Consider the following 12103-nt stretch of genomic DNA (forward strand, 5'->3'; position numbering starts at 1 on the left):
ACTGCCCATTGGCGTTGCCGGGCCGTCGCCTCGGATGGGAGATGGGCGTTGCCGCCAGGGGCGCGCGATTTTCCTGTTGATTCTCAAGGCATCGGTGCGCGCGGGATAGCCGGGGAATCCGTTTCAGCGGATAACCGGCAGGCTGCGGTGCCTGCGCCGGGCATGTGCATGGAGAGCCCGTGCCCCGGGTATAATTTGAGAATGATTATCATGTTCATGATGGCCGGCGCGATTTACGCGGCGCCGGCGACAGCGGAGATCCTCCCGATGCCGAGGCACCCGGCAGGGGCTGCCTTGAACGCAGCGCCCGGCCGGGCCGGCATGAGGCGCACGAAACGCACGCTGGCCGATCATGAGCGGCGCATGCATTGGCTGGCGGCGGCAAGCACCGTGCTGCTGCACCTGGCCGTAGCGGTGGCCGCGTTGGGGGCTGGGCACGGATGCCGGTGCCGGCGAAGGTTGCGGAGGAGACCGTGCGGGTGCAGTTGAGCCTGTTGCCGCCCGCGGCCCCGGCGATGCCGCTGGCACAGTTGCAGGCACCGACGCCGACCCCCGCCAGCACGGCGTCGCCGCCGCGCTCTTCCGCTGCGCTGGCGCCGCCGACCTCCGAGCGGGTGCTGGCCGAGGCCATGCCTGCGGCCGCGCAGTTTCCCGACCTGGTTTCCGAAGCGATACCTGAGCCGTCCCCATCGCCCGCGTCGCCGGATCAAGCCGCCGAACGCAGCCAGCAGGCCGCGCCGCCCGCACCCTCGCTGCCGCCGGCGCCGCGCCATGCCGGCAGAACGCAGGCGAACTGGACCGGCGAGGTGCTGGCCCGGCTGGAGCGGTTCCGCCATTATCCGCGCGCGGCACAGGTCGCGCGGCAGCAAGGGGTGGCATACGTGCACGTGCGCATCGACCGGCAGGGGCGCGTGTTGTCGGTGGCATTGCAACGCAGCAGCGGCCATGCGTCCCTCGACGAGGAGGCATTGCAGACCTTCCATCGCGCGCAGCCGCTGCCAGCGCCACCGGCTTCGCTGCCCGACCCGGTGGAACTGGAAGTGCCGGTGGAGTTCTTCCTGCGCTGAAGCGCAGCACGCCGCAGCGTTGCTGCCACCGCAAGCATGCCTGCCCACCTGGTCGTGGTCCTTCCGGGCGGACGTGTGCGCGCATATCCGGCATCTCCTGCGCTTCGCCCTGCCGTACGGATGACAAAGGCGCGCGGCGTCGAAACCCGCGCCGGTCAATCGGCCTGGTCGGGCCGGATGCCGAGCACGATGCCCTGCTGCCGCCAGTGCCGCAGCAGGTCGTACCCGGCTGCCATGAATGCGGCGGGATCGGGCGCGGCGGTTTCACCGGCCAACCGGGCAAGTGCTTCGGCCGCGCTCGGCGGTCGTGGCTGGGCCAGCCATTCCAGCAGGCGGAAGCTGGCCGGGCTGAGCTCGGCGAAACACACCTGGCCGGTTGGCGCACGCCACACCAGCAGCAGTGTCGGCATGGCCGGGGGCGTGTCCTCGGGCAGCCGATCCCCGCCGAGGCGATGCACCGGCCAGCGGTAGGCCAGCGCGCGCAGCCATGGCGACAGCACGGGGGGCCGGTCTGCAGGTCCCCCTCCGCGAGGTGCGCCGGCACCGGGTCGTCGGCGGTCTGCAAGGTCAGTTCGACTGCTTCGTAGTGCGCCAGTTCAACCAGCCAGGCCGGTGCTTCGGCTTGTGGGGTCTGCAGGTAGGCGACGAATTCGGACGGGATGCGGGCGAACAGCGGGCTCTGGCAGCGGTGCCGGGCATGGAAGCGGCGTACCCGGGCTTGCCATGCGCTTTCCCGAGCAGGGTCCGGCAGACGGGGAAGGCGGCGTCCAGCATGCGTTGCAGGTTGCCGAGGACCAGCTCGCGGTACAGCGCCAGCCGGCGCGCCTCGATGCCGGGCGGTGGCGGCGCATGGTCCGGGTCGCGGAGATGGTGGGCGAACTGCAATTGCTGCCGGCGCAACGTGTCCTGGTTCATCGCGGCCGCCCGGCTGTGGCGGCGGCCTGGATGCGGCGGACGTGCGCCACTTCGTCCAGCAGCTCGGGCAGCGGCGGGAAACCAAAGTCGCGCTCCAGCAGGGTGGGGCGTACGCCATGGAGGTCGAAGGCCAGCGCCAGCAACCCCCAGACCGGCTCGCTCACCGCGCTGCCATGGGTGTCTACCTTCAGATCCGGCGCGACATCCAGATGCCCGGCGACGTGGTAGCCCGCGACCCGCCGGGAGGGCATGCGCGCGATGAAACCGGTGGCGTCATAGCCGTGATTGACGGCGTTGACCTGCACGTTGTTGACGTCCAGCAGCAGATCGCAGTCGGCTGCATCGAGCACCGCATTGATGAAATCGGCCTCGTCCATGTCGCGCCAAGGGGCCGCGTAGTAGGCGATGTTCTCCACGGCGATACGCCGCCCCAGCAGGTCCTGGGCCTGGCCGATGCGTGCGGCCACGTGGCATACGGCCGCTTCGGTGAAAGGCAGCGGCAGCAGGTCGTACAGGTGGCCTTCGTCGGTGCAGTAGCTCAGGTGCTCGCTGTAGTGGCGTACGCGGTGGCGGTCGAGGAAGGCACGGGTGCGGGCGAGGAATTCCCGGTCCAGCGGCTCCGGCCCGCCCAGCGACAGCGACAGGCCGTGGCAGGTCAGCGGATGACGGGCGGCCAGCGCGGCCAGCGCCTCGCCCGCTGGGCCACCGATGCCGACCCAGTTGTCGGGCGCGCATTCGAGGAAATCGAAGGCGCCATCAGGCGCTGCGGCCAGCTCCGCCAGCAGGTCCCGCCGCAGGCCGAGTCCGGCCGATGCGGCAGGCAGGAAGGAGGCGGGGGCCGGCATGCCGAAGGCCGTAACGTCAGCGCCCGGCGCGTGGCGATGGTGCGGCGGCAGCCGCATCCGTGGCGGGCTGTGCCTGTTGCGGCGTGGGCTTGGGCTTGGCGTTGGGGGCAGGAGCCGGGGCGGCCGGAGGAGTGGCCGGGGTAGCGGGTGCGTGGGCCCCGCACTTGCCTTCGCCGCACTTGCCTTCCTGGGCCTTCTTCGCCACGGCCGGGGCGGCCTGCGGGCTGGCGGCTGCATCCTGTGCGTAGCCGCCGGCCAGCGCCTGCATGGCGAAGGTGGAGCCGGCCAGTGCGAGGCTGCCGGTCAGGGCCGAGCGGAGGATGCGGGAGGTCGAGGTGTCATCAGGCATGGGAGTCTCCAGGTGCGGCCGGGCCGCAAGGAATGAGGGAATTGCCAAGGCAGGCTACAGGCTTTGCAGGAATTCGGTGATGGCTTCCAGCTCGGTCTTGTGCAGGTCCAGCACTTTCAGCAGCGGGTCCGGTTGCGGAAACAACGGGTCGTCGGCCTGGCCCGGCTTCGGTTGCGGGCGTGGCATGCCGACGTTGTACATGTTGACGATACCGCGCATCTGGGTGAATCCGCCCGTATGCATCCATGGTCCGGTACTGCTTACGTTGCGCAGCGAAGGGGTGCGGAATTTGCCGCTGTCGGCAGGGTCGCCGGTGATCTCGTAGCGGCCCAGATCCTGTTGCGGACGGCCGTAGAAGTGCAGGCCGAGGTTGTGGAAGCCGTTGTTGGTCAGGGCCGGGCCGCTGTGGCAGTTCATGCAGCGCGCATGGGTGCGGAACAGGTGCAGGCCCCACAGCTGCTGGTCGCCGAGCAGGTTGCGGTTGCCTTCGAGGAAACGGTCGAAGCGGTTGTTGCGTGGCACCAGTGTGCGCTCGTAGGCGGCGATGGCCTGGCCTACTTCGCGCACGCTGATCCTGCGGCTGCCGAACACGCGGGCGAATTCGGCCGGGTAGTCCTTGCTGCGGTTCAGGCGGTGCTCCAGTTCCCGGGTGGTGAAGGCCATTTCCCGGGAGTCCTGGATCGGAAACGCGGCCTGTTCTTCCAGCGTGGCGGCGCGTCCGTCCCAGAACAGGGGATGCGCATACGCGGCCATCGCCACGCTCATCGCGTTGCGTTTGCCGGCCTGGCGGTCGTGGCCGAAGGACACCCTGCGGCCATCGCCCCAGCCCAACTGGCGGTCGTGGCAGCTGGCGCAGGCGATCTGCCCGGAGCGCGACAGGCGTGGATCCTCGAACAGCTTCCTGCCCAGTGCGATCTTTTCCCGGGTGCCCGGATTGTCGGCCGGCTCGGGAGGGTGTTTCGGCAGCGGCGCCAGTTCCTGCCATTGCACGCCCTTGTCGATGTGGGGCGCGGGCCATTGCGCGATCGGCTGGGCATAGACGCGGCGCAGGCAATCGAAATCGATGCTCGGCGCGCTCGGTGCGATGCGCTGGCGGCATTGCTCCAGCGTGGGAGAAGCGTCCGGCGCATTGGCGCCGGTTTGTGCCTGGGCAACGTACAGGCTGCCCACCGAGCACAACAGCAGGACTGCGGGCAGCAGGCGTGATGGAGAAAGGATACGTGGCATTCGAGTCAGAACCCGTTGGCGATCATGGAGGGGCGTGCCGCCACCGGCCAGACTGGAATCATCGGCAGGCGCAGCGGCCAGCGGATACGGTCTGCAAAGGGAAGCGGCACCCGCCCGGGCAGAGGGCCGGCGGCAGTCAACAACAGGCTGCCGCCGGCCAACACGTTGCGGGCATGCGTAGTGCCAATGGACACACCCAGCGGACGGAGCAGCACGATCTGCAATGCCACCATCGCCAACGCTACCCACATCCGCGTGTCGGCGATGCGGGCCGGTCGGACATGCAGCGCGGCAGGCGTGCTCATCGTCTGCATCCCCCGGTCAGAACCTGTAACCCAGTTCCAGCCAGAAGCTGCGGCCGGACTCGTAGTACATCGAGCTGCTGGTGGTGCCGCTGATCTTGTTGGCACGGTTCAGGAGGTTGGCGACTTCGACGCGGGCATAGGCCTGCTGCTCGCGTGGCAGCTCCAGGGTGTATTCGAAGGTGCTGTCGAAGGTGAAGGCGCGCGGGTAGTCGCGGTCGACGTAGGCGTCCAGGCTCTCGCCGTTGTAGTCGCCGCTGCCGTCCCTGACGATGTCGCGGAAGCCGGCGCGGTAGCGCAGGAAATTGCTCCACAGCAATTCGCCTTGCCCCAGCGGCAGGCGGGTCTGGGTGGACAGGCGTGCGGTCCACTTGCGCGCAAAGTCCCTGGCCGGCAGGTCGTACAGCCACACCGCCTCGCCCTTGTACAGGACCAGCTCGTCGCTGGCATCGCTCCAGCTGGTCTGGTAGTCGGTGTAGTTGCGTTTGGTGTCGGTGTAGTCGAAGGCAAATTGCAGCCTGGTATGGCTGCGGCCCCAGTCCAGCGCCTGCGCCGGGGCGGCGCTCAAGGTGTGGATGCTGCTCCGGCTGCGGCCCTTGTTGACGTACTGGTAGACGCTGGTGGAGTAGTAGCCGCTGGCGTCGCCGCTGCGCACCGATTGGCGCAGCACTTCGTCCTTGTTGTCGCGGTTGACGTATTTCAGGCTGACGTCCCAGCCCTTCCAGTGCTGGTCGAAGCCGAGGGTCCATTCATCGGTGTGGGGGATGTCCACCTCGGAGATGCGGTTGGTCGAGGTCGCCAGGGTTCCGGTCACGCTGTCCCACGAGGTGCTGCTGCTGGTGCGCAGCTTGACCTCGGTCAGGCGTTCGCGGCCTTCGCGCAACAGGTAGCTGAAGAAATTGCGCCCGTAGTAGCGGTTGACGCCGGCGGTCAGCACCGATTCGCGATTGCCGAGGATGTCCCATGACGTGGCCAGGCGCGGTGACAGCGTGGTCCGGTTCCAGATGTTGTCGTCCTCCACGCGCAGGCCGGGACGCACGCTCCAGTTGCCCATGCGGATGTCGTCCTGCACCCAGCCGGCCCATTCGCTGCCGCTGACGCTGAACCTGCCGGCGTGGTAGGTGGTCAGGCGGCGGAAGTACTGGCCCTGGCCGACCACCAGGACGGGGGCGGTGACCGTGCCGGTGGAGGCCTGCACCGGAGACAGCGAGCAGCCGTCGCTGTCCACGCTGCCGTCGCTGAAGGCGCAACGGGTGGTGGCGTAGGGCTGCAGGTAGCTGAAGTGGTCGTTCAGGCGCTCATAGTCGGCCTTGCGCTGCTGGTAGGACGCACCGAACTGCAGCGTGTGGCGGCTGGCCCCCCAGTCGAAGGCCGCGCGGTTGGCCTCGAACCGGTAGCCGGTTTTGCGGTCGTGCTGGTCGATGTTGCCCCAACTGCCCTCGAAGCTGCTGTTGTTCACGCCCCAGTCGTGGGCATCGGATTTGGCCCAGGCCTTCCAGTAGTCCACCTGGCTGCGGCGCGAGCTTTCCAGGTCGCTGTAGCTGAGCGTGTTGTTGAACGACCACGCGGCGCGTTCCAGGTTGGCGCGCAGGCTGAACACGGGGCCGCCCTGCTTTATGTCGAACCAGGCGTCCCTGGCGTTCATGATGAAGTAGCGGTCTTCGGTGGGCGCATGAACCAGGTTCGCGCCCAGCGTCAGCCCTTCGCCGTTGCTCCAGTCCAGATTGAGGGTGGCGGCGGTGTTCTCGCGGGTCTGGGTCTTGCTGTTGGCATCGGTCGTGCTGACGTTGCCTGCGCTGTAACCGCGCAGCGGAATGTCCGAACGCGTGCGGGTGAGCGTGCCGATCATGCCGATGCCGGCGGCGGTGCGGCCTTCCAGGCGCACCCCGAACTTGTACTTGTCGTAGCTGGGCTGGTAGGCGAAGGTGGCCGACTGATCCCAGGTGGTTTCCTGGCCGCGCGGAATGATGACCTCGTCCCAGGCCGAGCGCGCCATGCGGAACCAGACCTTGCCGTGGAGTGCGTCGCCGGCCTTGCGCGTCTGGGCATCGACCACGCCGCCGGTGAAGTTGCCGAAGCTGGCGGGCACGTTGCTGTCATAGACGGTCACGCTTTCCAGCGTGTCGGTGTCGATGGCGATGCCCTGCGACTGGCTGGGTACGTCGTTGATGTTGTTGACGTCGGCGACGGAGGTGAAGGCGTTGGCAGGGTCGATGTCATTGTTGACGCTGACGCCGTCGAGCAGGAACGCGTTCTGGTAGAACGGCGCACCGTTGATGCTGATGTCGGCCGGGCGGATTTCGCCGCCGTTGCGCGAGCTGCGCGCGGTTTCGCCGGACTGCACTGCCGGGTTGATGCGCAGCAGGGTGGCGAGGTCGCCGTTGCCCTTGTTGGTGTCCTGGATGTAGGCCTGGTCCAGCACGGCACCTTCCGAATAGGGGAAGGCGCGCTGCGCGCCGATGCGCAGCGGTGCCAGCGGGATCGTGCCGTTGCCGGCCGGTGCCTTTTCCAGCGTGTAGCTGCCGTCGGACAGGGCGATCAGGCGCAGGCCGGAGCCCGCCAGCAGGCGTTCCAGCCCTTCCCGGTCGCCGACCGGGCCACGCAGCGCGGGCGCCTGCAGGCCCGTGGTCAGCGCTGGCTGGTAGGCCAGGGCGATACCGCGCTGGCTGGCGAAGGTGGCCAGCGAGCGGCCGAGCGGACCGGCCGGCAGCTCGGTGTTCGTCCCGGACTGGGCGGCGGCTGCGGGGACGAAGGGGGCAGCGGGGTTGCTGCGAGGGCGGCCGCGAGCAGGCTGACGCGGAACGGGGAGGGCAGTCGGCGCATGGGGAATGTTCGAGATGAAGGGGGTACCTGATGTCTGCCACGCGAGACCGCAGAAAGTGTCAGGCGTTTCGCATTCGACGCGTTGGCCATCGCCGGATGCGGCGTGGAAGGGGCAGGGTTCAAGCCCCGCGCGGGCCTACCGTGATCCACCAGCCGCCTGCACCCCGGCGCACGGCGAGCGGGTAGATGGCTTCGAGCATCGCCAGGCTGCGCTCGATGTCGTCGAGCGGAAATGCGCCGGAAACAGCCAGCGCGGCCACCTCGGGGTCGCAGCGCAGGCGGCCGCTGCGGTAGCGCGCCAGTTCGCCGAGCAGCTCGCCCAGCGGCATGCGGTCGGCCGCGAGCATGCCGCCGACCCAGGCAGCCTGCGCAGGGTGGGCGTCGAGCGACGCGCTGCAGCCATAGGCGTCGAACCATGCCATTTGTCCGGCATTGACCATCCGGGTTGCCGTCGTGGGCAGGCCGATGTCCAGGCGGACGGCCCCTTCCAGCACCATGACCCGGTGGCGGTCGCCGAGGGCGCGGACTTCGAAACGTGTTGCCTGCGCCTGCAGGCTGCCCAGGGCGGTGCGCACCCGGAACGGGCGCGGCGGGGAGAGCGGATCGGTGGCGGTTTCCACCAGGATCCTGCCCTCGCGCAGGCGCACGCCGCGCTCGCTGGCGTCAAAGCGCAGGTCCAGCGCGGTGGCGGTGTCCAGTGCAACCCGGCTGCCATCGGGCAGGCGCAGCTGGCGGCGCTCGCCGGTGGCGGTGCGCTGGTCTGCGCTCCAGTCGCCGCGCTGCCACAGTTGCCAGCCCAGCCAGCCGCCGGGGGCGGCGGCCAACAGCAGCGCCAGGTGCTTGATCGCATTGCGGCGCCCCGCGTTGGCCGGGCGGCCCAGCACTGGCAGGGCAAGGGCTGGCGGTACCTTGCCGAAAAGATCCTGCAGGCGCTCCACCCGCGCCCAGGCGCGGGCGTTGGCGGGCGATGCGCAGCGCCAGCGCTCGCAGGCCAGGCGGTCGGCCTCGCTGCCGGCCCCGTCATGCAGGCGCAGCATCCACTCGGCGGCCTGCTCCATCGCGGCCGGTTCCAGCGGGTCTTCCCGATGTGGCGTGTCAGGGCACATGGGACAGGCAGCCGACGAGGGCGCGCTTCATGTGGCGTTTGACCGTACTCAGGGAAATGCCGAGCCGGCGGGCAATTTCGTCGTAGCCGATGCCTTCGAACTGCGCCAGCAGGAACACCTGGCGGACATCGCCGGGCAAGCTGTCGAGCATGGCGTCGATCAGGTGCAGGGCCTCGCGGACCAGCGCCTGATGCTCGGCCGAGGGCATGCTTGGTTCGGGCAGTGCCGCCAGGCTTTCCCGATAGGCGCGCTCCAGCGATTGGCGGCGGCACCAGTTGGCCATCAGGCCCTTGGCGACGGTGGTCAGGTAGGCGCGCGGCTCCAGCACACCCTGCAGGTCGCGTCCGGCCATCAGCCGCGCGAACGTATCCTGCGCGAGGTCGGCCGCGACTTCGCGACAGCCGAGCCGGCCGGCCAGCCAGCCGCGGAGCCATACGTGGTGGTCACGGTAGAGCGTGACGAGGGTTTCGGATTGGGCCGCCATGAGGGTCACAGGAAGTGGGACTGGGGCGCCTGTTCACCTTTCGGCGGCGTGGCCTGATCCGTTGATCAATGACAATTGAGAATCGTTATCAATTATGACGGCGCTGCCGCTGCTTGACCAGCTTGGGACGCTGGTGGGTGCGACCGCCAGCGGGATCTCCGCTGCGGCAGGGGGTGCGATGACGGCCTTGGCGGCATGGGTGAAGCTTGCGGAGGGGCAAGGTGATTGCGCGGGATCAAAGGCGTCGCACCTGCCGTGTCTGATACTGGAAAGACGGGAGGATTGCGGCTGAATGGCAGCCTGTGGCGGGCTTGAATCACACCGTTGCAACCGCATCTGAACCAGTATCGCCAGCGACGCTGGCCCCCCTTTATTCGAGGAAGAAGACCCATGCGGATGGACAAGCTCACCTCCAACTTCCAGAAGGCGCTGTCCGACGCGCAGTCCCTGGCGGTCGGTCGCGACAACAACATCATCGAACCGGTGCACGTGCTGGCCGCGCTGCTCGACCAGGCCGGGGGCAGCAGCCGGCCGCTGCTGGCCCAGGCCGGGGTCAACGTGCCGCTGCTGCGCGAGCGCCTGGGCGAGGCGCTGGACGCGCTGCCCAAGGTGTCCGGCCAGGCCGGCAACCTGTCGATGGGCAACGACCTGAGCCGCCTGCTCAACGCCACCGACAAGCTGGCCCAGCAGCACAACGACCAGTTCATCGCCAGTGAATGGTTCCTGCTGGCCGCCACCGACGACGGCGGTGCGGCCGGCATGGCGCTGCGCGCGGCCGGTGCCGACCGCAAGAAGCTGGAAGCGGCGATCGACAAGCTGCGCGGCGGCGAGACCGTGCAGAGCGAAAACGCCGAGGAGCAGCGCCAGGCACTGGAGAAGTACACCATCGACCTGACCGCGCGCGCCGAGAGCGGCAAGCTCGACCCGGTGATCGGCCGCGACGAAGAGATCCGCCGCACCATCCAGGTGCTGCAGCGCCGGACCAAGAACAACCCGGTGCTGATCGGCGAACCCGGCGTGGGCAAGACCGCCATCGTCGAGGGCCTGGCCCAGCGCATCGTCAACGACGAGGTGCCCGAGGGCCTGCGTGGCAAGCGCGTGCTGTCGCTGGACATGGGCGCGCTGATCGCCGGCGCCAAGTTCCGCGGCGAGTTCGAGGAGCGCCTGAAGGGCGTGCTCAACGACCTGGCCAAGAACGAGGGCCAGATCATCCTGTTCATCGACGAACTGCACACCATGGTCGGCGCCGGCAAGGCCGACGGCGCCATGGACGCGGGCAACATGCTCAAGCCGGCGCTGGCGCGCGGCGAGCTGCACTGCATCGGCGCGACCACGCTCGACGAATACCGCCAGTACATCGAGAAGGATGCCGCGCTGGAGCGCCGCTTCCAGAAGGTGTTCGTCGGCGAGCCGACGGTGGAGGACACCATCGCCATCCTGCGCGGGCTGAAGGAGCGCTACGCCGTGCACCATGGCGTGGAGATCACCGACCCGGCGATCGTCGCCGCGGCCACGCTGTCCAACCGCTACATCACCGACCGCCAGCTGCCGGACAAGGCCATCGACCTGATGGACGAGGCCGCCTCGCGCATCCGCATGGAGATCGATTCCAAGCCGGAGGAGCTGGACCGCCTCGAGCGCCGCCTGATCCAGCTCAAGATCCAGCGCGAGATGCTGAAGAAGGAGAAGGACGAGGCGTCGCAGAAGCGCCTGGCCGACCTGGAGGCGGACATCGACGGGCTGGAGCGCGAGTTCTCCGATCTCAACGAGATCTGGAAGTCGGAGAAGGCCGCGCTGCAGGGCACCACCAGGATCAAGGAGCAGATCGAACAGGCGCGGCTGGAGCTGGAAGCGGCGCAGCGCCGCCAGGATTTCGCGCGCATGAGCGAGATCCAGTACGGGCTGCTGCCCAACCTGGAAAAGCAGCTGGCGGCGGCGCAGGAAGTCGAACGCAAGGATTTCAAGCTGGTGCAGGACCGGGTGACCGACGAGGAGATCGCCGAGGTGGTCTCGCGCTGGACCGGCATCCCGGTCAGCAAGATGCTCGAGGGCGAGCGCGACAAGCTGCTGCGCATGGAGGAGGTGCTGCACAACCGCGTGGTCGGCCAGGAAGAGGCGATCCGCGTGGTCTCCGATGCGGTGCGGCGTTCGCGCGCTGGGCTGTCCGACCCGAACCGCCCCAGCGGCTCGTTCCTGTTCCTGGGCCCCACCGGCGTGGGCAAGACCGAGCTGACCAAGGCGCTGGCCGATTTCCTGTTCGATTCGTCCGACGCGATGGTGCGCATCGACATGAGCGAGTTCATGGAGAAGCACTCCGTGGCGCGCCTGATCGGTGCGCCCCCGGGCTACGTCGGCTACGAGGAAGGCGGCTATCTCACTGAAGCCGTGCGCCGCCGCCCGTACAGCGTGATCCTGCTGGACGAAGTGGAGAAGGCGCACCCGGACGTGTTCAACATCCTGCTGCAGGTGCTCGACGACGGCCGCCTGACCGACGGCCAGGGCCGCACCGTGGACTTCCGCAACACCGTCATCGTGATGACCTCCAACCTGGGCTCGCACCAGATCCAGGAGTTGAGCGCCGACGATTCGCCGGAGGCGTACCTGCAGATGAAGGCGGCGGTGATGGGCGTGGTGCAGGCGCACTTCCGGCCGGAGTTCATCAACCGGCTGGACGACATCGTCGTGTTCCACCCGCTGGACAAGCAGCAGATCAAGCAGATCGCGCGGATCCAGATGCGCGGCCTGGAGAAGCGGCTGGGCGAACGTGGCATCCGCATCGAGTTGTCGGACAAGGCCTACGAGTTGCTGGGCAATGTCGGTTTCGACCCGGTGTACGGCGCGCGGCCGCTCAAGCGCGCGATCCAGCAGCAGATCGAGAACCCGCTGGCGCAGGAGATCCTGTCCGGCAGGTTCGTCAACGGCGATACGGTGAAGGTGGATGCCGAGGGCGGCCGGTTGGCGTTCGTGAAGTGAGCGCGGGCGGGC

The 12103-nt window shown here is 68.5% G+C and carries 8 protein-coding genes and 2 pseudogenes; 2 read left to right on the forward strand and 8 right to left on the reverse strand.

What is annotated here, in order from left to right:
* Positions 1-321: 321 nt before the first annotated feature.
* Positions 322-1067, forward strand: a pseudogene (locus tag B1L07_04580) (hypothetical protein).
* A 155-nt stretch (positions 1068-1222) separates the two neighbouring features.
* On the opposite strand, the pseudogene B1L07_04585 reads toward B1L07_04580, so the two are convergent.
* From B1L07_04585 to B1L07_04620, 8 genes and pseudogenes are all read right to left on the reverse strand, one after another.
* A pseudogene (locus B1L07_04585) lies at positions 1223-1982 on the reverse strand (hypothetical protein).
* Positions 1979-2827, reverse strand: a complete 849-nt coding sequence (locus B1L07_04590) for a hypothetical protein (GenBank protein ID AUZ56452.1) — start codon at positions 2825-2827, stop codon at positions 1979-1981. Before B1L07_04590 ends, B1L07_04585 begins: the two are co-directional and overlap by 4 nt.
* Positions 2828-2843: 16 nt before the next feature.
* Positions 2844-3176 carry a hypothetical protein gene (locus B1L07_04595; protein ID AUZ54505.1) on the reverse strand — a complete coding sequence of 111 codons (333 nt, stop codon included), beginning with the start codon at positions 3174-3176 and terminating at the stop codon, positions 2844-2846.
* A 54-nt stretch (positions 3177-3230) separates the two neighbouring features.
* The gene (locus tag B1L07_04600; GenBank protein AUZ56453.1) at positions 3231-4241 is read right to left on the reverse strand and encodes a cytochrome-c peroxidase; all 1011 of its coding nucleotides are present in this window, start codon (positions 4239-4241) and stop codon (positions 3231-3233) included.
* 167 nt (positions 4242-4408) lie between these two features.
* Complete coding sequence (locus tag B1L07_04605) at positions 4409-4708, reverse strand: hypothetical protein (protein ID AUZ54506.1); 300 nt, start codon at positions 4706-4708, stop codon at positions 4409-4411.
* 16 nt (positions 4709-4724) lie between these two features.
* Positions 4725-7127 (reverse strand): hypothetical protein, encoded by a 2403-nt coding sequence (locus tag B1L07_04610; protein AUZ54507.1) that lies wholly within the window; start codon positions 7125-7127, stop codon positions 4725-4727.
* Between the two features lie 520 nt (positions 7128-7647).
* Positions 7648-8634 (reverse strand): hypothetical protein, encoded by a 987-nt coding sequence (locus tag B1L07_04615; protein AUZ54508.1) that lies wholly within the window; start codon positions 8632-8634, stop codon positions 7648-7650.
* A complete protein-coding gene (locus B1L07_04620) occupies positions 8624-9118 on the reverse strand; it encodes an RNA polymerase subunit sigma (GenBank protein ID AUZ54509.1) in 495 nt (164 codons plus the stop codon). The genes B1L07_04615 and B1L07_04620 overlap by 11 nt, the downstream gene beginning before the upstream one ends.
* A 390-nt stretch (positions 9119-9508) precedes the next feature.
* On the opposite strand from B1L07_04620, the gene B1L07_04625 reads away from it, so the two are divergent.
* Positions 9509-12091, forward strand: a complete 2583-nt coding sequence (locus B1L07_04625) for an ATP-dependent chaperone ClpB (GenBank protein ID AUZ54510.1) — start codon at positions 9509-9511, stop codon at positions 12089-12091.
* Positions 12092-12103 lie beyond the last annotated feature (12 nt).

This window comes from Stenotrophomonas acidaminiphila (genome assembly GCA_002951995.1).
GTDB classification, from domain to species: Bacteria; Pseudomonadota; Gammaproteobacteria; order Xanthomonadales; family Xanthomonadaceae; genus Stenotrophomonas; species Stenotrophomonas acidaminiphila_A.